16 protein-coding genes, 4 tRNA genes and 2 pseudogenes are annotated in these 20,491 nt (G+C 65.0%); 16 read left to right on the top strand and 6 right to left on the bottom strand.

The annotated features are described in order from the left end of the window. Positions 1 to 91: 91 nt before the first annotated feature. Positions 92 to 286: a hypothetical protein gene (locus tag ACWPN3_RS26390; RefSeq protein WP_492240034.1), complete on the bottom strand. Its 195-nt coding sequence runs from the start codon at positions 284 to 286 to the stop codon at positions 92 to 94. A gap of 217 nt (positions 287 to 503) precedes the next feature. Here ACWPN3_RS26390 and ACWPN3_RS26395 point away from each other — a divergent pair, with 217 nt between their 5' ends. Beyond that, positions 504 to 848 (top strand): hypothetical protein, encoded by a 345-nt coding sequence (locus ACWPN3_RS26395; RefSeq protein WP_492240036.1) that lies wholly within the window; start codon positions 504 to 506, stop codon positions 846 to 848. A 55-nt stretch (positions 849 to 903) separates the two neighbouring features. On the opposite strand, the gene ACWPN3_RS26400 is transcribed toward ACWPN3_RS26395, so the two are convergent. The 5 genes and pseudogenes from ACWPN3_RS26400 to ACWPN3_RS26420 all read right to left on the bottom strand — a co-directional run. Continuing rightward, positions 904 to 2,040, bottom strand: coding sequence for an alginate O-acetyltransferase AlgX-related protein (locus tag ACWPN3_RS26400; protein ID WP_492240037.1), 1,137 nt, complete (start codon positions 2,038 to 2,040; stop codon positions 904 to 906). 11 nt (positions 2,041 to 2,051) lie between these two features. After that, positions 2,052 to 3,353 (bottom strand): MBOAT family O-acyltransferase, encoded by a 1,302-nt coding sequence (locus ACWPN3_RS26405; RefSeq protein ID WP_492240038.1) that lies wholly within the window; start codon positions 3,351 to 3,353, stop codon positions 2,052 to 2,054. Positions 3,354 to 3,943: 590 nt separating this feature from the next. After that, positions 3,944 to 4,019 (bottom strand) — tRNA-Thr (locus ACWPN3_RS26410). 83 nt (positions 4,020 to 4,102) lie between these two features. Next, positions 4,103 to 4,618, bottom strand: coding sequence for a 23S rRNA (guanosine(2251)-2'-O)-methyltransferase RlmB (rlmB, locus tag ACWPN3_RS26415; protein ID WP_492261830.1), 516 nt, complete (start codon positions 4,616 to 4,618; stop codon positions 4,103 to 4,105). A 46-nt stretch (positions 4,619 to 4,664) separates the two neighbouring features. After that, a pseudogene (locus ACWPN3_RS26420) lies at positions 4,665 to 5,042 on the bottom strand (RNA methyltransferase substrate-binding domain-containing protein); the annotation flags it as partial. A 141-nt stretch (positions 5,043 to 5,183) separates the two neighbouring features. On the opposite strand from ACWPN3_RS26420, the gene ACWPN3_RS26425 reads away from it, so the two are divergent. From ACWPN3_RS26425 to ACWPN3_RS26495, 15 genes and pseudogenes are all read left to right on the top strand, one after another. Beyond that, a tRNA-Tyr gene (locus ACWPN3_RS26425) sits at positions 5,184 to 5,269 on the top strand. A 62-nt stretch (positions 5,270 to 5,331) separates the two neighbouring features. Further along, positions 5,332 to 5,405: transfer RNA gene (locus ACWPN3_RS26430), tRNA-Gly, on the top strand. Positions 5,406 to 5,485: 80 nt separating this feature from the next. Next, positions 5,486 to 6,676, top strand: coding sequence for an elongation factor Tu (tuf, locus tag ACWPN3_RS26435; RefSeq protein ID WP_492240040.1), 1,191 nt, complete (start codon positions 5,486 to 5,488; stop codon positions 6,674 to 6,676). Positions 6,677 to 6,866: 190 nt separating this feature from the next. Beyond that, a tRNA-Trp gene (locus ACWPN3_RS26440) sits at positions 6,867 to 6,942 on the top strand. Positions 6,943 to 7,013: 71 nt separating this feature from the next. Continuing rightward, positions 7,014 to 7,211 carry a preprotein translocase subunit SecE gene (secE, locus tag ACWPN3_RS26445; RefSeq protein WP_014246876.1) on the top strand — a complete coding sequence of 66 codons (198 nt, stop codon included), beginning with the start codon at positions 7,014 to 7,016 and terminating at the stop codon, positions 7,209 to 7,211. Positions 7,212 to 7,214: 3 nt separating this feature from the next. Continuing rightward, complete coding sequence (gene nusG, locus ACWPN3_RS26450; protein WP_012973192.1) at positions 7,215 to 7,745, top strand: transcription termination/antitermination protein NusG; 531 nt, start codon at positions 7,215 to 7,217, stop codon at positions 7,743 to 7,745. A gap of 159 nt (positions 7,746 to 7,904) precedes the next feature. Next, positions 7,905 to 8,339: a 50S ribosomal protein L11 gene (gene rplK / locus ACWPN3_RS26455; RefSeq protein WP_109451263.1), complete on the top strand. Its 435-nt coding sequence runs from the start codon at positions 7,905 to 7,907 to the stop codon at positions 8,337 to 8,339. A 4-nt stretch (positions 8,340 to 8,343) separates the two neighbouring features. Then, positions 8,344 to 9,051, top strand: coding sequence for a 50S ribosomal protein L1 (rplA, locus tag ACWPN3_RS26460; protein WP_492261831.1), 708 nt, complete (start codon positions 8,344 to 8,346; stop codon positions 9,049 to 9,051). Between the two features lie 309 nt (positions 9,052 to 9,360). Continuing rightward, on the top strand, positions 9,361 to 9,885 hold the full coding sequence (gene rplJ, locus ACWPN3_RS26465) for a 50S ribosomal protein L10 (protein ID WP_098740499.1): 525 nt from the start codon (positions 9,361 to 9,363) through the stop codon (positions 9,883 to 9,885). Positions 9,886 to 9,943: 58 nt separating this feature from the next. Continuing rightward, positions 9,944 to 10,321, top strand: a complete 378-nt coding sequence (rplL, locus tag ACWPN3_RS26470) for a 50S ribosomal protein L7/L12 (protein ID WP_109451260.1) — start codon at positions 9,944 to 9,946, stop codon at positions 10,319 to 10,321. Between the two features lie 316 nt (positions 10,322 to 10,637). Further along, positions 10,638 to 11,612: a hypothetical protein gene (locus tag ACWPN3_RS26475; protein ID WP_492261832.1), complete on the top strand. Its 975-nt coding sequence runs from the start codon at positions 10,638 to 10,640 to the stop codon at positions 11,610 to 11,612. Further along, positions 11,542 to 13,242, top strand: coding sequence for a DNA-directed RNA polymerase subunit beta (gene rpoB / locus ACWPN3_RS26480; protein ID WP_492261903.1), 1,701 nt, complete (start codon positions 11,542 to 11,544; stop codon positions 13,240 to 13,242). Before ACWPN3_RS26475 ends, rpoB begins: the two co-directional genes overlap by 71 nt. Further along, positions 13,163 to 14,764, top strand: coding sequence for a DNA-directed RNA polymerase subunit beta (locus ACWPN3_RS26485; protein WP_492261904.1), 1,602 nt, complete (start codon positions 13,163 to 13,165; stop codon positions 14,762 to 14,764). Before rpoB ends, ACWPN3_RS26485 begins: the two co-directional genes overlap by 80 nt. A gap of 102 nt (positions 14,765 to 14,866) precedes the next feature. Further along, a pseudogene (gene rpoC / locus ACWPN3_RS26490) lies at positions 14,867 to 19,041 on the top strand (DNA-directed RNA polymerase subunit beta'). Positions 19,042 to 19,162: 121 nt separating this feature from the next. Beyond that, on the top strand, positions 19,163 to 20,230 hold the full coding sequence (locus ACWPN3_RS26495) for an alpha/beta hydrolase family protein (RefSeq protein WP_492240043.1): 1,068 nt from the start codon (positions 19,163 to 19,165) through the stop codon (positions 20,228 to 20,230). Positions 20,231 to 20,491: the final 261 nt, after the last annotated feature.

A 20,491-nucleotide genomic window follows, 5' to 3' on the forward strand; every position in this document is an offset into this window, starting at 1 on the left:
AGCCAACGGCAGGACGCTGCCGGATTGCAAGAAAGCCCGGCCGGGGAGCACCCGGCCGGGCTTTCTGCCGTCTGCGGATCGGGATGTCCGATCAGGTGTCGAGCGTGTCGCCGCCCTTCTTCTGCCCCGGCGGCATGCGCTGGTTCGCGGGAACGACCGCATCGCGGGAGATACCGTGCGGCGGGGTGGTGCCGGCGGCTTCGTCGTCGGTGCCGAGCGGCGCCGCGGCGGGATCGGTGGCGGGAACCTTGTCGCCGGTCAGGCCGCGGTCGATGTCCGCGCGCATCCGATTCGCTTCCGCGCTGGGGGTGGTCGGCGTCCGGTCACCCGACTCGGGATGGGGCTTGGTCATGGTCGGCCTTTCGCGCAAACTGCTGTGAGGGGCATTCCGATGCCTTCTCCAACCGCCGCGTCCTGCCGGGGGTTCCCCGCCGGGGCATATCGGTGGGCTTATCGGCGATCGTAAGACCCGGCCCGACCACTCAACGCCATGGGAGCGCCCGATGCCCGACACCGGCCTGACGCTGTTGGCGTTCGTCATCCCGGCGATTGCGGTGACCCTGTTGCTCGTGGCCACGGTCCTGGCGGTCCGCGCCCGCGGTTGGCGGCGGCTCTATTGGGCCTGCTGCGCGATCCTGATCGCCGGCGGCAGTGCAGGGGCGGCGATTGCCCTGTGCTGCCTGTCTCCGACGGTGCTGCCCGACGGGTCCATCAGCGGAGAAATGCCCCCGACCTTCGGAGCCGGACTGATGCTGGCATTCGTGGGATGCGGCAGGGCCCTGCTCGGCCTGATCTTCGTCGTGGGCAGGGCCCGTCCGCGTCAGGGCCGGGGCGCAGGCTGGCGGTGAAACCTGACTGACAGAACTTGGAAAAGGTGAGGGTAAGCTCCCGGCCTACCCCTGTTCACTCCGCCGGGACGGGGTTGTTGAGCGAGCGTTCGACGAACTGGTAGACGACGACATCCGGCTTCTGCGCCTCGATCAACGCCTTGTCGAAGCGCAGTCCCTTGTGCTCCGTGACCACCGCCTTGCTGAAGCTTTCGGCGATGTACGGGAACATCGGGATGGTGAAGGAGTCGCGGAACCACACCACGCTGGGTGCCGTCGGCAGATCGGCGCGCAGGATGTTCTGCACGATGCCGTTCGGCATCGAGACGTCGTTGGCGCGCAGCTTGGGCGGCCTCAGGGACTCGTAGCGGACCTCCTCTTCCTGATAAACCGCGGCCAGTCCCAGCATGCGGGCGAGGTCGAGGTCGACGCCCTGGCGCATGACTTGGACCTGCTTCATGTCGGCCGGCGTCAGCGGCGTGAAATCAGGGCGGACCGTCTTGATCCACTCCACGATCCGCCGATAGCCGATGGCGAAGGCGGCATCGCCCGTCCAGTGCGTGTCGGCCTGGAGATAGACCTTCATGCTCTTCTTCGCGGCGACGAGGTCGGCGGTCATGTCCTTGAACACCAGCGGCGAGCGACGTTCCGCCAGCCGGCGCACGATCTGCTCCATCCGGCTTTCCGGGTTCACCTGGGTGGCCCAGGCCGGCAGATCCTCGAGATAGACGCGCTCCTTGTTGGGGATCGCGACCATCAGCATGGGGACGCCGCGCTCCGCCAGCCATGCCTGCCGCCGTTCCATCACGTCGATCCAGCGGTCCAGCTCCTCCGGCGAGAAGCGGTCGATGCCGCGCGTCTGCTCGAGCGCATGCTCGCCCGTATAGAACAGCCAGCCGTTCCGGCCGAGCACGACAAGCGGCGAGGTGCTCTGCCCGAACACCTTGACCCGGATGAAGTTGTTGGCGAGGACGAGATCGTTGCGGAAACCGAAATGGTCCTTCAGCCACGCCTCGAAGCGCTGCGGCAGGACGGAAAACTCGTCGAAGGTGGCGGGCAGGTCGGGCAGCTCGTTCGGCGCCCGCATTTCGGTCGCCGTCACGCCCGTCCCGACCGACAGCGTCTGGCCGATCATGGGCAGCAGCAGGAGCGCCAGGAAAATCCCGATGCACAGTTTCTGCAACAGCGTGCTGTGCACGATCCCGAGAGACATCGCTCGCATGGTCAGAACCGGAAGTAGATGAACGGGTTGTAGGTGCCGGCCGCGAGGCTCATGACCGCCAGCGCGAACATGCCGAGCAGGCCGGCGAGGTACAGCGCCTCGCCGGTGCCGACCAGCATGCGCCCGCCGGTCGCGTTCCGCACCGCATCCAGCCCGCCCCGCACCAGCCGGCCCAGCAGCGGCGTCGCGGCGACCGCGCCGATGACCAGGGCGGTGACGGTTTCCGGCGTCAGGAACTGCAGGACATGCGGCGCCAGAGGGCTGGGATGGCCGGCGCCGGCCATGGCCTTCAGGAAGATCCAGGCATGGCCCAGCGTGTCGGCGCGGAAGAAGACCCAGCCGATCATCACCACCAGCAGCGTGTAGACATGGCGGACCGCCGGCGCCGACCGGTCGAGCATCCGGGCGATGCCCAGCCGCTCGAACACCAGGAAGGCGCCATGCCACAGGCCCCAGACCACGAAGGTCCAGCTGGCGCCATGCCACAGGCCGCACAGGAAGAAGACGATCAGCAGGTTGCGGTAGGTGGCCAGCGGACCGGCGCGGTTGCCGCCCAGCGGGATATAGAGATAGTCACGGAACCACATCGACAGCGAGATGTGCCAGCGGCGCCAGAATTCGGTGATCGACTGGGCGATGTAGGGATAGTTGAAGTTCAGCGGGAAATGGAAGCCGATCATCAGCCCCAGCCCGATGGCCATGGTCGAATAGCCGCAGAAATCGAAAAAGATCTGCAGGGTGTAGCAGACGATTCCCAGCCAGGCGATCGGCAGGCTCAGTCCCGTCGGGTCGAGCGCGAAGATCTGGTCCGCCGCCACCGCAACCGTGTTGGCGATCAGCACCTTCTGCGCGAGGCCGATCACGAAGATCTGAATTCCCTCGGCGAACAGCCCGGCGCTGACCCTGCGGTTGTGGATCTCGTCGCGGATGTCGTGGAAGCGGATGATCGGTCCCGCCACGAGCTGCGGGAACATTGTGATGTAGACGGCGACATAGATCAGGCTGCGCTCGACCGGAACCTGCCGGCGGTAGACGTCGATCAGGTAGGACAGCGCATGGAAGGTGAAGAACGAGATGCCGAGCGGCAGATGCACCTGCGGCGGTCCCGACAGCAGGTTGGGGAAAACCGCGGCCACCATCTCGTAGAAGAAGCCCAGATATTTGAAATAGACGAGAATGCCCAGGTTGACGACGACGCCGGCACCCATGGCGAGTTTGCGGCCACGCCCTTCCTGGCCGGCGATCCACAACCCGAAGGCATAATTGACGAGGATCGACAGCAGCATGACGTAGGTATAGATCACCTCGCCATACGCATAGAAAACCAGGCTGAAGAAAAGCAGCGTCCCGTGCTTCAAGGGCAGGGAATAATAGCAAAAGATAAAAATTGGCAAAAAATAAAAGATAAATACGATAGAGCTGAAAACCATCATCCACCCTTATGCCATCCCTGCTGCGCGCCTGTGGGTCCGGAACTCCAAATTCAAGCGGCATTTCGGTCCAGAGCGGCATGGGATATACCCCAGATCGGGTGCCGTATCCAGACCTATGCGGGAACAGTGCAACCCTACCGCGACGGGCCGGCAAGGCTTCCCGGTGTGCGTTGCCTTGCCCGTGACCGCAGAGAGTCGGAAAGCCCTCTGGTTGCAACCGGATGGGCGCCTAGGGGCGCGCCGATGGCGGATGCTTGGCAGAAACGCCACAATGGCTGGGCGGTGAGTGACAGAAAAGAAGACCGCCCTGCGCACGCCTCCAAGCGATTGGACGGCCCCAAGGTCCGATGAGCCCGTCATGTCGGCGGCTTGAACCCGCCTCAGCGGAATGGCAACCGACCGACTTTTTTCCCAGAAAGCAAAACGGCCTAGCGCAGTGTGCGCTAAGCCGTTGAAAAATCTGGTGCCGGATACAGGAATCGAACCCGTGACCTTCTGATTACAAATCAGCTGCTCTACCAGCTGAGCTAATCCGGCGCCCGCCGCTTGCGGGAGGCACACCTTAGCGCCCCTTTTCCGCGTAAACAAGCACTTGACCACGATGGTGTTGCGGGGCGCGATCACTCACGCAGGCGGGCGACCTCATAGAGTGCCACCGCGGCGGCATTCGAGACGTTGAGGCTGCCGACCGGTCCGCCTGTCGGCAGCCGGGCGATCGTGTCGCAGCGCTCCATGGTCAGCCGGCGCAGGCCGCTGCCTTCCGCGCCCATCACCAGCACCGTCTTTCCGGTCAAATTCAGCTTGGCCAGCGTCGACGGTCCCGATTCGGCGAGCCCCACCGACCAGAAGCCGTTCTGTTGCAGATCCGTCAGAGCCCGGGCCAGATTAGTGACGCGGATCAGCGGCACCGCCTCCAAAGCGCCCGAAGCGCTCTTGGCGAGAACACCGGTCGTCTCGGGAGCATGGCGCTCGGTCACCACGACCGCACGGGCGCCGAAAGCGGCGGCGGATCGCAGGATGGCGCCGACATTGTGCGGGTCGGTCACCTGATCGAGCGCCACGATGACCGCCGAGATTTCCCCCGCCAGCTCGTTGCACAGAATCCTCGATGCCCAGATCGGGCAGGGGAGAGGCATCGACGACGACGCCCTGATGCACCGCACCAGGCGGCAGCATCCTGTCAAGCTCCACCCGGTCGGTCGGCGACGCCTCCGGCCTTTGCAGCCCTTGGGCGCGGGCGGCGGCAATTGCCGGTTCCAGCGCGGCGCGGCCCGAGTCGGTCACCAGCAGGCGATGGATGCGCCGTTCGGGGTTGGTCAAGGCGGCGGCCACCGGGTGAAGTCCGTAAATAAGGACGCCACGTGCCGCGGGTCCCCGTCCTCCCTTGGCCGCCTTGCGGCCGCCGCGCGCTCCCTCGTCCCCTTCGTCCTGCCGCGGAGACGCGCCCGGCTGAGGCCGGCCGCCGGATCGGTCGGCGTTGCGGTCGGTATTGCGGTCGGTATTGCGGTCTGCGGGACGGGCGGAGGAGGGGCCGGAACCGGGATGTCTGGAGCGCGTCATGATACCCACGAAGAAGGGGAGGGGGCCGCAGCGGACTGCGGCCGAATTTTTTCTGGTGTGAACCGCTTAACCCGTGTTGACAAGGCCTGAAAAATTCGCATATTGCCGAACTCCGCGGCGGGCATCGCCAGGCCGCGGACTGGAAGGGTGGCCGAGTGGTTAAAGGCAGCAGACTGTAAATCTGCCCGCGTACGCGTACGCTGGTTCGAATCCAGCCCCTTCCACCATTACTTTCCACGGCTTGTCCGTGATCGCGTTTGCCCCGGACGGTCGCGCCGGCGGGATGCTTGCGGGTGTAGCTCAATGGTAGAGCAGAAGCCTTCCAAGCTTACGACGGGGGTTCGATTCCCCTCACCCGCTCCAATCCCGCGTGCGCCACGGAAAACCGATCTCGGCCGGGCCATTGTGTGCGTCCGGAACGTCGGGAACGAAAGACCAAAGCGATGGCGAAGGCAAAGTTTGAGCGGAACAAGCCGCACTGCAACGTTGGCACGATCGGCCACGTCGACCACGGCAAGACGTCGCTGACGGCGGCGATCACGAAGGTGCTGGCGGAGTCCGGCGGCGCCACCTTCACCGCTTACGACCAGATCGACAAGGCGCCGGAAGAGAAGGCGCGCGGCATCACGATCTCGACGGCCCACGTCGAGTACGAGACGACCAACCGTCACTACGCGCACGTCGACTGCCCGGGCCACGCCGACTACGTGAAGAACATGATCACGGGCGCCGCCCAGATGGACGGCGCGATCCTGGTCGTGTCGGCCGCCGACGGCCCGATGCCGCAGACCCGCGAGCACATCCTGCTGGCGCGCCAGGTTGGCGTTCCGGCGCTGGTTGTGTTCATGAACAAGGTCGACATGGTCGACGATCCGGAGCTGCTGGAGCTGGTCGAGCTGGAAGTGCGCGAGCTTCTGTCGTCCTACCAGTTCCCGGGCGACGACATTCCGATCACCAAGGGTTCGGCGCTGTGCGCCCTGGAAGACCGTCAGCCGGAGATCGGCCGTGACGCCGTCCTGGCGCTGATGAAGACGGTTGACGAGTACATCCCGCAGCCGGAGCGTCCGGTCGACCGTCCGTTCCTGATGCCGATCGAAGACGTGTTCTCGATCTCGGGCCGCGGCACGGTTGTGACCGGTCGCGTTGAGCGTGGCATCGTGAAGGTCGGCGAGGAAGTCGAGATCGTCGGCCTGAAGGCGACGGTGAAGACGACGGTGACCGGCGTCGAGATGTTCCGCAAGCTGCTCGAGTCCGGTCAGGCCGGCGACAACATCGGCGCTCTGCTGCGCGGCACGAAGCGTGAGGACGTCGAGCGCGGCCAGGTTCTGGCCAAGCCGGGTTCGATCACCCCGCACACCAAGTTCAAGGCCGAAGCCTACATCCTGACGAAGGAAGAGGGTGGCCGTCACACGCCGTTCTTCACCAACTACCGTCCGCAGTTCTACTTCCGTACGACGGACGTGACGGGCATGGTTGCGCTGCCGGAAGGCGTCGAGATGGTGATGCCGGGCGACAACGTCGCCATGGATGTCGCTCTGATCGCCCCGATCGCCATGGACGAAGGCCTGCGCTTCGCCATCCGCGAGGGTGGCCGCACCGTCGGTGCCGGCGTCGTTGCCAAGATCATCGAGTGATGCTATAAGCCTGCCTCCCCCGTCGGACCCCGGTCTGGCGGGGGAGGTTGTCTGCCTGAAGAGTACGGTTGGGCTTCCGGAAAGCCGTTCTGAAAGTTATTCCGAAAGTCAGGTCGAAAGGCCTTGACACAGCCGCCTAAAGAATGGTTTAAGCGGCCTCCCACGCCGAAAGGTGTGGCCGGACGGAGATAGGAGTGTAGCTCAATTGGTAGAGCACCGGTCTCCAAAACCGGGGGTTGGGGGTTCGATCCCCTCCACTCCTGCCATCCCGTCCCAATAATGATTAGGGTAAAAGCGGCGCCCTCACAGTCGCTCCGGAGCTCGCACGGTTCGCACGATGGCTAAAGTCAATCCCGCAGAATTCGCGCGCGAGGTCCGCCGCGAGGTAGCCAGGGTTACCTGGCCGACCCGCAAGGAAACCGGCATCACGACCGCCATGGTGTTCGTCATGGTCGTGCTCGCCGCCCTGTTCTTCCTCGTCGTCGATCAGGTGCTGGCGGTTGCCGTTCGCTTGATCCTTGGGCTGGGGGGCTAAGACATGGCTGCGCGCTGGTACGTCGTTCACGTTTATTCGGGTTTCGAAAAGAAAGTCTCCCAGGCCATCCGCGAAAAGGCGGCTCAGAAGGGTCTGGAAGACAAGTTCGAGGAAATCCTGGTCCCGACCGAAGAAGTGGTCGAAGTGCGCCGGGGTTCCAAGATCAACACCGAACGCAAGTTCTTTCCCGGCTATGTCCTCGTCAAGATGGACCTGACCGACGAATCCTGGTCGCTGGTGAAGAACACGCCGAAGGTTACGGACTTCCTGGGTGGCGGCGGCAAGCCGCAGCCGATTTCCCAGCGAGAGGCCGAGCGGATCATCCATCAGGTGCAGGAAGGCTTTGAGCGCCCCAAGCCCTCGATCACCTTCGAGGTGGGCGAGCAGGTGAGAGTGAGCGACGGTCCCTTCACCTCGTTCAATGGTGTCGTCGAGGAAGTCGACGAAGAGAAGTCCCGCCTCAAGGTGGCGGTTTCGATCTTCGGTCGCTCCACGCCGGTCGAGTTGGAATACACGCAGGTCGAAAAGATCTGATCGCAAGGTTCCACGGTTTATGAGTCGGAGCTGCCGGTGCTTGCATCGGTGGCTCCATTCTGTTGCGGGAGGCTCGCCATGGCCGAACCGCAAAACCCCGCGGCGCCGCGCCGGACCAATCGGTCAAGAGCGTGAGGCGTCGTCCCAGGAGGTTGTGAGATGGCGAAGAAAATCGTCGGTTACATCAAGCTGCAGGTCCCGGCCGGCAAGGCCAACCCGTCGCCGCCCATCGGTCCGGCGCTCGGTCAGCGCGGCCTGAACATCATGGAGTTCTGCAAGGCGTTCAACGCCAAGACGGCGGACCTGGAAGTCGGCATGCCGATTCCCGTGGTCATCACCGCCTACGGCGACCGCACCTTCACCTTCGTGACGAAGACCCCGCCGGTCAGCTACTTCCTCAAGAAGGCTTCGGGCAAGGACAAGGGTTCGACGACCCCCGGCAAGGGTGGTTTCGTCGGCCAGGTCACGACCTCGCAGATCCGCGAGATCGCCCAGAAGAAGATGGTCGACCTGAACGCGCACGACGTCGAAGCCGCCGCGAGCATGATCGCCGGTTCCGCCCGCTCGATGGGCCTCGAAGTGGTGGAGGGCTGATCCTATGGCGAAGCTGGGCAAGCGTCTGACCGACGCCTACAAGACCGTCAACCGCAACTCCTTCTACTCGCTGGAAGAGGCCGTCACCCTGGTCAAGGGTGCCGCCAAGGCCAAGTTCGACGAGACCATCGAGATCGCGATGAACCTCGGCATCGATCCGCGCCACGCCGACCAGATGGTCCGCGGCGTCGTGAACCTGCCGAACGGCACCGGCAAGACCGTCCGCGTGGCGGTGTTCGCCCGTGGCGCCAAGGTCGATGAGGCTCTGGCCGCCGGCGCCGACGTTGTCGGCGGCGACGATCTGGCCGAACAAATCCTGGCCGGCAACATCAACTTCGACCGCTGCATCGCCTCGCCCGACATGATGGGCGTGGTCGGCAAGCTCGGTAAGGTGCTGGGCCCGCGCGGCCTGATGCCGAACCCGAAGCTGGGCACTGTGACCCCCGACGTCGCCGGCGCCGTCAAGGCCGCCAAGGCCGGCGCGGTGGAGTTCCGTGCGGAGAAGACCGGCATCATCCACGCCGGCGTGGGCAAGGTCAGCTTCTCGGAAGAGGCGCTGGTCCAGAACATCCGCGCCTTCGTCGATGCCATCACCCGTGCCAAGCCGACCGGCGCCAAGGGCCAGTACCTGCTGAAGGTCTCGCTCTCGTCGACGATGGGCCCGGGTCTGAAGCTCGACCTCTCCAGCGTGTCGGCTCCGGCCGCCGCCTGATGACCCGTTTCGCCGCCGTCTGCCCTCGGGCAGCGGTGGCGTCCGGGCGGACCGCCTGAGGGGGAAACCCCGAGGGGACCCGCCCATCCCTGTCCGAGACCGCTGGTGTCCGTCCCCGACCGCAAGGAGAGGGAAGGGCTTAAAATTCACCCGCGCAGACAGGAGTTGAACCCGTTTACCCCTCCGGCCCCGCCGCCATGCGCGACGGGAACCGGTTCAGGAACGGCTTGACTTCTGGGACAGGTTCGCCGGATCTCCGGCCCTTCGGGGACGGGGGTCCATGTACACCTCTGTGCAAGGAGGCGATCCGTGGATCGTACACAAAAAGAAGCGACGATCGCGGCTCTGCAATCGAAGCTCCAGGACACGGGCCTGGTGGTGGTCACCCACCATCTGGGCCTGACGGTGAAGGAAGTCACCGACCTGCGTGCGAAGGTTCGGGCTGCTGGCGCCAGCTTCAAAGTGACGAAGAACCGGCTCGCCCGTCGTTCCCTTCAGGGGACGCAGTTCGAAGGTCTGGACGGTCTCTTCAAGGGACCGACGGCGATCGCCTACTCGAAGGATCCCGTTGCGGCTGCCAAGGTGGTGGCCGACTACGCGAAGACCAACGAGAAGCTCAAGATCGTCGGCGCCAGCCTCGGCACCCAGATTCTGGACGCGGAGGGGGTCAAGGCCCTCGCTTCGCTCCCGTCGCTGGACGAACTGCGTGGCCGCCTCGTGGGCATGATCCAGACCCCGGCGACCCGTATCGCCGGTGTCCTCCAGGCTCCGGGCGGCCAGGTCGCCCGCGTGCTTGCTGCCTACGCGAAGAAGGACGACGAGGCGGCGGCCTAACCAGGCCTAGTCACTCGTTTTTTACATCCCCAGAACTCAAGTCGTTTGGAGTAGTAACATGGCTGATCTGCAGAAGCTCGTCGACGATCTGTCGGCCCTGACCGTCCTGGAAGCCGCCGAGCTGTCGAAGCTGCTCGAAGAGAAGTGGGGCGTCTCCGCCGCCGCTCCGGTTGCCGTCGCCGCCGCCGGCCCGGCCGCTGCCTCCGCCGCTCCGGCCGAAGAGCAGACCGAGTTCACGGTGATCCTCGCCGATGCCGGCGACAAGAAGATCAACGTGATTAAGGAAGTCCGTGCGATCACCGGCCTGGGCCTGAAGGAAGCCAAGGACCTGGTCGAGGGCGCTCCGAAGCCGGTCAAGGAAGGCGCCACGAAGGACGAGGCCGCCAAGATCAAGAAGCAGCTTGAAGAAGCCGGCGCCAAGGTCGATATTAAGTAAGACCTTGTTGCGTACGAAGCACACAGTACCAAGCCGGACGGCGGTCGGTTCCCTAGGGGACCGGCCGCCGCACGGCATTTTCTGCCTTCCGCCGGACCGGGCTTGCCCGGCCCGGCTCTTTCCGTCCCCATCATGGGGATGGCCCGCGCGGGCGCCCTCGGGACCGGTCGACAGCAGTCGGCTCGATCCTACGGTCGGTTGAACGGTCGGTATAACGCGCATCACGTACAGACGTTTGGGGACATCCATGGCCAAATCCTTTACGGGTCGTAAACGTGTTCGGAAGAGCTTCGGGCGCATCCCGGAAGTCACCCAGATGCCCAACCTCATCGAGGTGCAGCGCAGCTCCTACGATCACTTCCTGCAAATGGACGTCGCCCCGGAAAAGCGGGCGAACCTGGGCCTGCAGGAAGTCTTCAAGTCGGTCTTCCCGATCAAGGACTTCTCCGACCGCGCGGTGCTGGATTTCGTCAAGTACGAGCTTGAGCAGCCGAAATACGACGTCGAGGAATGCCAGCAGCGCGGCATGACCTTCGCCGCCCCGCTGAAGGTCACCCTGCGCCTGTCCGTGTTCGACGTTGAGGAGGACACCGGCCTCCGTTCGATCCGCGACATCAAGGAGCAGGACGTCTACATGGGCGACATGCCCCTGATGACGGCCAACGGCACCTTCGTCATCAATGGCACCGAGCGTGTCATCGTCTCGCAGATGCACCGCAGCCCGGGCGTCTTCTTCGACCATGACAAGGGCAAGACCCACGCGTCGGGCAAGTATCTGTTCGCCGCCCGCGTCATTCCCTACCGCGGTTCCTGGCTCGACTTCGAGTTCGACGCCAAGGATCTCGTCTACGTCCGCATCGACCGCCGCCGCAAGCTGCCGGCCACCACGCTGCTGTTCGCCCTGGACGGCGCGGAGACCGAGGCGCTGCGCGCCGAGCGCAAGGCCAACCGCAAGGACCTGCTGCCCTACGAGGCGCAGGGCATGGCCAAGGAAGAGAATCCTCAACTACTTCTACGACACGATCACGTACACCCGGTCGGCCGGCGGTTGGAAGACCCCGTTCAGCGCCGAGCGGATGAAGGGCGTCAAGCTGATCTCCGACCTCGTGGATGCCGCCACCGGCGCCATCGTCGCCGAGGCCGGCACCAAGATGACCCCGCGCGTCATCAAGAAGCTGGTCGAGGCCGGCCTGACCGAGCAGCAGGTCTCCACCGAGGAGCTGACCGGCCGCTACCTCGCCGTCGACATCATCAACGAGCGCACGGGCGAAGTCCTGTTCGAAGCCGGTGACGAGCTGTCGGCGAGCGATCTCGACAAGCTGGAGAAGACCGGCGTCGACGAGCTGCCGGTGCTGGCGATCGACCATCTGAACGTCGGCGCCTACATCCGCAACACGATGAACGCGGACCGCAACGCCAGCCGCGAAGACGCGCTGATCGACATCTACCGCGTGATGCGTCCGGGCGAGCCGCCGACCCTGGAGTCGGCCGAAGCGCTGTTCTCCGGCCTGTTCTTCGACAGCGAGCGCTACGACCTGTCGGCCGTCGGCCGCGTCAAGATGAACGCCCGCCTGAACTTCCAGACCGACGACCAGATGCGTGTGCTCCGCAAGGAGGACATCCTGGAGATCCTGAAGGTTCTGGTGAACTTGAAGGACGGCCGCGGCGAGATCGACGACATCGACCATCTCGGCAACCGCCGCGTCCGCTCGGTCGGCGAACTGATGGAGAACCAGTACCGCGTCGGCCTGCTCCGCATGGAGCGTGCGATCCGCGAGCGCATGAGCTCGGTCGAGATCGACACGGTGATGCCGCACGACCTGATCAACGCCAAGCCGGCGGCGGCCGCCGTGCGCGAGTTCTTCGGCTCGTCGCAGCTGTCGCAGTTCATGGACCAGACCAACCCGCTGTCCGAGATCACGCACAAGCGTCGTCTCTCGGCTCTCGGTCCGGGCGGTCTGACCCGCGAGCGCGCCGGCTTCGAGGTGCGCGACGTGCACCCGACGCACTATGGCCGCATCTGCCCGATTGAGACGCCGGAAGGCCCGAACATCGGTCTGATCAACTCGCTGGCGACCTATGCCCGCGTCAACCAGTACGGCTTCATCGAGAGCCCCTACCGCAAGGTCATCGACGGCAAGGTCACCAACGAGGTGGTCTATCTGTCGGCGATGGAGGAGGGGCGCTACGTCGTCGCCCAGGCGAACGCCGAACTGAACGCGGACAACAGCTTCGCCGCCGATCTGGTGTCCTGCCGCCAGGGCGGCGAATACCTGATGTTCCGGCCGGAAGCCATCGACCTGATCGACGTGTCGCCGAAGCAGCTGGTGTCCGTCGCCGCGGCGCTGATCCCGTTCCTGGAGAACGACGACGCCAACCGCGCGCTGATGGGCTCGAACATGCAGCGTCAGGCGGTGCCGTTGGTCAAGGCCGACGCCCCGCTGGTCGGCACCGGCATGGAGGCGACCGTCGCCCGCGACAGCGGCGTGACCATCGTCGCCAAGCGCTCGGGCATCGTCGACCAGGTCGACGCCACCCGCATCGTCGTCCGTGCGACCGACAGCTCGGACAGCACAGCGCCGGGCGTCGACATCTACAACCTGCTGAAGTTCCAGCGTTCCAACCAGAACACCTGCATCACCCAGCGTCCGCTGGTGAAGGTCGGTGACCGGGTGAACGCCGGCGACATCGTGGCCGACGGTCCGTCGACCGATCTGGGCGAGCTGGCGCTCGGCCGGAACGTGCTCGTCGCGTTCATGCCGTGGAACGGCTACAACTTCGAGGAACTCGATCCTCATCAACGAGCGCATCGTCAAGGACGACGTCTTCACCTCGATCCACATCGAGGAGTTCGAGGTCATGGCCCGCGACACCAAGCTGGGCCAGGAGGAAATCACCCGCGACATTCCGAACGTGGGTGAGGAAGCTCTGAAGAACCTCGACGAGGCCGGCATCGTCTATATCGGCGCCGAAGTCCGTCCGGGCGACATTCTGGTCGGCAAGGTGACGCCGAAGGGCGAAAGCCCGATGACGCCGGAAGAAAAGCTGCTGCGCGCCATCTTCGGCGAGAAGGCCTCGGACGTCCGCGACACCTCGCTGCGCCTGCCGCCGGGCGTGGTCGGCACCATTGTCGAGGTCCGCGTGTTCAGCCGCCGCGGCGTCGACAAGGACGAACGCGCGCTCGCCATCGAACGCGCCGAGATCGAGAAGCTGGCCAAGGACCGCGACGACGAGCGCGGCATCCTGGAGCGCAGCTTCTACACCCGCCTGAAGGAAGTGCTGATCGGCCAGACCGCGCAGTCCGGTCCGAAGGGCATGAAGGGTGGCACGGTCCTGACCGACGAGGTGCTGGCCGGCCTGTCGAAGGGCTTGTGGCGCCAGATCGCCATCGCCGACGAGCAGGTGATGGAGACCGTCGAGAACCTGGCGAAGGTGTTCGACAACTCGATCAAGGCCCTGCAGGACCGCTTCGAGAACAAGGTCGACAAGCTGCAGCGCGGTGACGAGCTGCCGCCGGGCGTCATGAAGATGGTCAAGGTCTTCGTCGCGGTGAAGCGCAAGCTGCAGCCGGGCGACAAGATGGCCGGCCGTCACGGCAACAAGGGTGTCGTCTCGCGCATCATCCCGCAGGAGGACATGCCCTACCTGGAGGACGGCACCCCCGTCGATCTGGTGCTGAACCCGCTGGGCGTGCCGTCGCGCATGAACGTCGGTCAGATCCTGGAAACCCACCTCGGCTGGGCGGCCTCGGGTCTCGGCAAGCAGATCGGCCGTGCGGTCGACCAGTACCGTCTGGCCATCCGCCAGAAGGCCGAAGGCGCTCCCCAGTTGGAGGCCCTGCGCGGCACGCTGAAGTCGGCGTACGGCGAGGTGACCTACAATGAGGACATCGCCGACATGACCGACGGCGAGCTGCTGGAGCTGGGCGGCAACCTGCGCAAGGGCGTGCCCTTCGCGACGCCGGTCTTCGACGGCGCCCGCGAGGAGGACATCTGCGTCCATCTGGAACGCGCCGGCTTCGACCGGTCGGGCCAGTCGACGCTGGTGGACGGACGTACCGGCGAGACCTTCGATCGCAAGGTCACCGTCGGCTACATCTACATGCTGAAGCTGCACCACCTCGTGGACGACAAGATCCACGCCCGGTCGATCGGTCCCTACTCGCTGGTCACGCAGCAGCCGCTGGGCGGCAAGGCCCAGTTCGGCGGTCAGCGCTTCGGTGAGATGGAGGTCTGGGCGCTCGAAGCCTACGGCGCCGCCTACACGCTGCAGGAAATGCTGACGGTGAAGTCGGACGACGTGTCCGGCCGCACCAAGGTCTACGAAGCCATCGTCCGCGGCGACGACAACTTCGAGGCCGGCATTCCGGAATCGTTCAACGTGCTGGTCAAGGAGCTGCGCTCGCTCGGCCTGAACGTCGAACTGAACCAGCGGTCCTACTGAGCCGATTTGACGTGACCAAACCCCGGAGCGGCGCATTCGCGCCGGTCCGGGGTCATGCACTGCCCTTAACCGACAACGCGGCGATGCCAGCGGGAGACGGTCATGAATGAGTTGATGAACATTTTCGGCCAGGTCCAGGGGCCGCAGAGCTTCGATCAGATCCGCATCCAGATCGCGAGCCCCGAGCGGATCCGGTCCTGGTCCTACGGCGAGATCAAGAAGCCGGAAACCATCAACTACCGCACCTTCAAGCCGGAGCGCGACGGCCTGTTCTGCGCCCGCATCTTCGGCCCGATCAAGGACTACGAGTGCTTGTGCGGCAAGTACAAGCGCATGAAGTATCGCGGCATCATCTGCGAGAAGTGCGGCGTCGAGGTCACGCTGTCGAAGGTCCGGCGCGAGCGCATGGGCCACATCGAGCTGGCGTCCCCGGTCGCGCACATCTGGTTCCTGAAGTCGCTGCCGAGCCGCATCGGCCTGCTGCTCGACATGACGCTCAAGGATTCTGGAGCGCATCCTTTATTTCGAAAACTACGTCGTCATCGAGCCCGGCCTCACCCCGCTCAAGCTGCATTCGCTGCTGAGCGAGGAAGAGTTCATGAACGCCCAGGACGAGTACGGCGAGGACGCCTTCACCGCGTCGATCGGTGCCGAAGCGCTGCGCATCATGCTGTCCGCGCTCGACCTCGACGAGGAGAAGAAGCGCTGCCGTGAGGATCTGCGCGACACCAACTCCGAGGCCAAGCGCAAGAAGCTGGTCAAGCGCCTGAAGCTGATCGACGCCTTCCTGGCCTCGCAGTCGCGGCCTGAGTGGATGATTCTGGAAGTGATTCCGGTAATCCCGCCCGAGCTGCGTCCGCTGGTGCCGCTCGATGGCGGCCGTTTCGCCACGTCCGACCTGAACGACCTGTACCGCCGCGTCATCAACCGCAACAACCGTCTGAAGCGGCTGATCGAGCTGAAGGCGCCGGACATCATCGTCCGCAACGAGAAGCGCATGCTGCAGGAGGCCGTCGACGCTCTGTTCGACAACGGCCGCCGTGGCCGCGTCATCACCGGCGCCAACAAGCGTCCGTTGAAGTCGCTGTCGGACATGCTGAAGGGCAAGCAGGGCCGCTTCCGTCAGAACCTGCTCGGCAAGCGCGTCGATTACTCGGGCCGTTCGGTCATCGTCGTCGGTCCGGAGCTGAAGCTGCACCAGTGCGGCCTGCCGAAGAAGATGGCGCTGGAGCTGTTCAAGCCCTTCATCTACGCCAAGCTGGAGCTGTACGGTCTCGCCTCCACCATCAAGGCCGCCAAGCGGATGGTGGAAAAGGAGCGTCCCGAGGTCTGGGACATCCTGGAGGAGGTCATCCGCGAGCATCCGGTGATGCTGAACCGGGCGCCGACGCTGCACCGCCTCGGTATCCAGGCCTTCGAGCCGACGCTGATCGAAGGCAAGGCGATCCAGCTGCACCCGCTGGTCTGCACCGCCTTCAACGCCGACTTCGACGGCGACCAGATGGCCGTGCACGTTCCGCTGTCGCTTGAAGCGCAGTTGGAAGCGCGCGTCCTGATGATGTCGACCAACAACATCCTGTCGCCCGCCAACGGCAAGCCGATCATCGTGCCGTCGCAGGACATCGTGCTCGGCATCTACTACATCTCGATGGACCGCCCGAGCGAGAAGGGCGAGGGCATGGTGTTCGCCAATGTCTCGGAAATCGAGCAGGCGCTGAACGCCAAGGTCCTGTCGATCCATGCCAAGATCAAGGCGCGCTACGTCGGCGTGGACGACGAGGGCGAGGAGCTGATCAGCATCGTCGAGACGACGCCGGGCCGCATGCTTCTGTCGGAGCTGCTGCCGCGCCATCCGAAGGTGCCCTTCTCGCTGATCAACCGCGTCCTGACCAAGAAGGACGTCGGCAACGTTATCGACGCCGTCTACCGCCATTGCGGTCAGAAGGAGACGGTGATCTTCGCTGACCGCCTGATGAAGCTCGGCTTCGGCCACGCCTGCCGCGCCGGCATCTCCTTCGGCAAGGACGACATGGTCATCCCGGCCGCCAAGGAGAAGCTGGTCAACGAGTCGAAGGAGCGGGTGAAGGAGTTCGAGCAGCAGTATCTCGACGGCCTGATCACCCAGGGCGAGAAGTACAACAAGGTCGTCGACGTCTGGTCGGAATGCACCGAAAAGGTCGCGTCCGAGATGATGAAGGCAATCTCGACCACCGAAGCCGGCAAGCCGGTCAACTCGGTGTACATGATGGCCCACTCCGGTGCCCGTGGTTCCGCCGCGCAGATCCGTCAGCTGGCCGGTATGCGCGGCCTGATGGCCAAGCCGTCGGGCGAGATCATCGAGACGCCGATCATCTCGAACTTCAAGGAAGGCCTGACCGTGCTGGAGTACTTCAACTCCACCCACGGCGCCCGCAAGGGTCTGGCCGACACCGCCTTGAAGACAGCGAACTCCGGTTACCTCACCCGCCGTCTGGTCGACGTGGCGCAGGACGCCATCATCGTCGAGCATGATTGCGGCACCGAACGCGGCATCACCGTCAAGGCGGTGATCGACGGCGGCGAAGTCATCAGCCCGCTGGGCGATCGAATCCTCGGCCGCACCGTGGTCGGGGCGGTGATCGACCCGCTGAACGGCGAGCTGATCGTCGAGGACGGTGGCCTGATCGACGAGCCGACGGTCGACCGCATCGAGCGGTCGGGCATCGACTCGGTCAAGATCCGCTCGGTCCTGACCTGCGAGACCCGCGACGGCGTCTGCGCCAAGTGCTATGGCCGTGATCTGGCCCGCGGCACGCTGGTGAACACTGGCGAGGCGGTCGGCGTCATCGCGGCGCAGTCGATCGGCGAGCCGGGCACCCAGCTGACGATGCGTACCTTCCACATCGGCGGTGCGGCGCAGCGCGGTGCCGAGCAGAGCCAGATCGAGGCGGCGTTCGACGCGACGGTGCGGATCAACAACCGCAACGTCGTCATGAACTCGTCGGGCATCCCGGTCGTCATGGGCCGCAGCACCGAAGTGATCCTGCTCGACGAGCAGGGCCGCGAGCGGGCGCGTCACCGCGTGCCGTATGGTGCCAAGCTGCTGGCCGATGAGGGCGTGAAGGTCGAGCGCGGCGCCAAGCTGGCCGAGTGGGACCCCTACACCCTGCCGATCATCACGGAGCGCGCCGGTACCGCCCGCTACATCGACCTCGTGGAGGGTATCTCCATGCGCGAGGTGATGGACGAGGCGACGGGCATCAGTTCCAAGGTGGTCGTCGACTGGCGCCAGCAGCCGCGCGGTGCCGATCTGAAGCCGCGCATCGCGCTGGTGGACGAGCGGGGCGAGCTGATCACCCTGCCGAACGGACTGGAAGCCCGCTATTTCATGTCGGTGGACGCCATCCTGTCGGTGGAGAACGGTGCCGAGGTCCGGGCCGGCGACGTGCTGGCGCGTATCCCGCGCGAGTTGTCCAAGACTTCGCGACATCACCGGCGGTCTGCCGCGCGTGGCCGAGCTGTTCGAAGCGCGTCGTCCGAAAGACTTCGCCATCATCTCGGAGATGAGCGGCCGCGTCGAATTCGGTAAGGACTACAAGACCAAGCGCCGCATCGTCGTCCGCAACGACGAGAGCGGTGACGAGAAGGAGTATCTGATCCCGAAGGGCAAGCACATCTCCGTGCAGGAGGGTGATTATGTCGAACGCGGCGATCTGCTGATGGATGGCAACCCGGTGCCGCACGACATCCTGGCGGTGATGGGTGTGGAGGCCTTGGCCGACTACCTGATCAACGAAATCCAAGACGTCTATCGACTGCAGGGCGTGAAGATCAACGACAAGCACATCGAGGTGATCGTTCGCCAGATGCTGCAAAAGGTCGAGATCACCGACGCCGGCGAGACCACCTTCCTGGTGGGCGAGCAGGTCGACCGTCAGGAGTTCGACGAGGAGAACGAAAAGACCGTCGCGGAAGGCCTGCAGCCGGCGCACGGCCACCCGGTTCTCCAGGGCATCACCAAAGCCAGCCTGCAGACGCGCTCGTTCATCTCGGCCGCGTCGTTCCAGGAAACCACCCGCGTCCTCACGGAAGCGGCCGTCGGCGGCAAGGTCGACAATCTGGAAGGCCTGAAGGAGAACGTCATTGTCGGCCGTCTGATTCCGGCCGGCACGGGCTCCGTGGTGAACCGCCTGAAGCTGATCGCCGCCGAGCGTGACCGCGAGGCGGCCCTCGAGGCCGGCGCTCCGGAGGAAACTCCGGCCCTGCCGACCCCGGGTGAGGAAAGCAGCGCGGCCTGATGCGGCGCTGATTGGTTGGGTGTTAGAAAAAGTCCGGGCGCCTCCGAAAGGAAGCCCCGGACTTTTTCTTTGTCCGGCTTTTCCTTTGGCCGGATCGGAGGATGATATGATGCGGCGGAGGTTGATCGCGCTTCTGACGGTGGTCTTTGTCACGCTGCTCCTGCCGGCGGCCACCGGATCGGCCCTTGTCGACCCGCCGGAAGCGACGGTTGCGGTGGGATACCGGTCAATGACCATCGCCTCGCCGGTGCGTGGCGGCGAGGTCACGGTCGGCATCTGGTATCCCGTTGCAGGCGATGGCGATGGTGGTGCCGGCACGCTTGTCGGGGGCAGTCGGGTTTTCAGGCCGACGCTGGCCCGGACCGGCTCGCTTCCCCAAGGGCGCCATCCCCTGCTGGTGATGGCGCATGGTGGGTTGCGCGCAGGCGGTCATATCGGAGACTGGCTTGCGGCCGGGCTGGCGCGGGCCGGCTATGTCGTGGCGCTCATCGAACCCGTCGGGTTCCAACCGGATGGCGCCGGTGTGCTCAAGGAGCTGGCCGCCAGGCCCGCGGACATGAGCGCGGCGATTTCCGCGCTGCTTGGAAACGCCGAATTGTCGTCGGCGATCGAGCCCGGACGGATCGGCGCGGTCGGGCTGTTGCGTGGCGGAACCTCGGCCATGGCGTTGCTCGGAGCACGGATCAGCGGCGAACGCTACGCGACCCTGTGCGAGGGATCGCCGGGGGATCGTGATTGCCGTTGGTTCGCCAACGCCGGTATTTCCTTCTCCGGTCTGGATCTCGGTCCGGTGGGGGCCAACCACCGTGACGCTCGAGTGCTTGCCGGTGTGGCCGTAGCCCCGGAATTGACCAGTGTCATGACGTCGGAGGGGCTGATGGCGGCCAGCCGCTCGATGTCGGTCCTGCTGCTCGGCGAGGCGGTGATCTCAGGGGCGAAGGTGGACGATCTCGCCGGCTTCCTGCCGACCGACCGTTTTCGCTCCGTGGCGGGGACGACCCCCTTCGACCTCTTCCCGGTTTGCGCCGCCCAAGCTGCGGCTCTTTTGCAGGAGAACGGGGAGGACGATTCGCTCTGTCGTGAGGATGCCGGCCCACGCCGCATCGCCATTCACCGGGAATTGCGCGATCTGATCATCCGCGCGCTGTCGGAGTTGGGGCTGCCCCCGATGCCGACTGATCTCCGGTGACGGGTCCGACAGGCGCTCCGGAGCGCTCCGCCCGGCCGGGTCCAAACGCGGCGCAAAGCCCGCTTGACTCCATTCACCCCTTTCCTTAAAGTCCGCGAACTTCAAAGGCCGCCGGGGCTCTCCGTGCGTCCGCTTGAATCCACCGATCCCGCCGATCGGAGTCCTCCGGTCGGCTTTCGCTCATTCAGCCCGCTCGGAACGGCAACGTTTCGCAGGCGGGCTTTTGCTTCGTCCGGCTCGTCCGGCCGAGTGATCTTGAAG

The sequence above is a fragment of the Azospirillum sp. UENF 111221 genome (assembly GCF_058780625.1).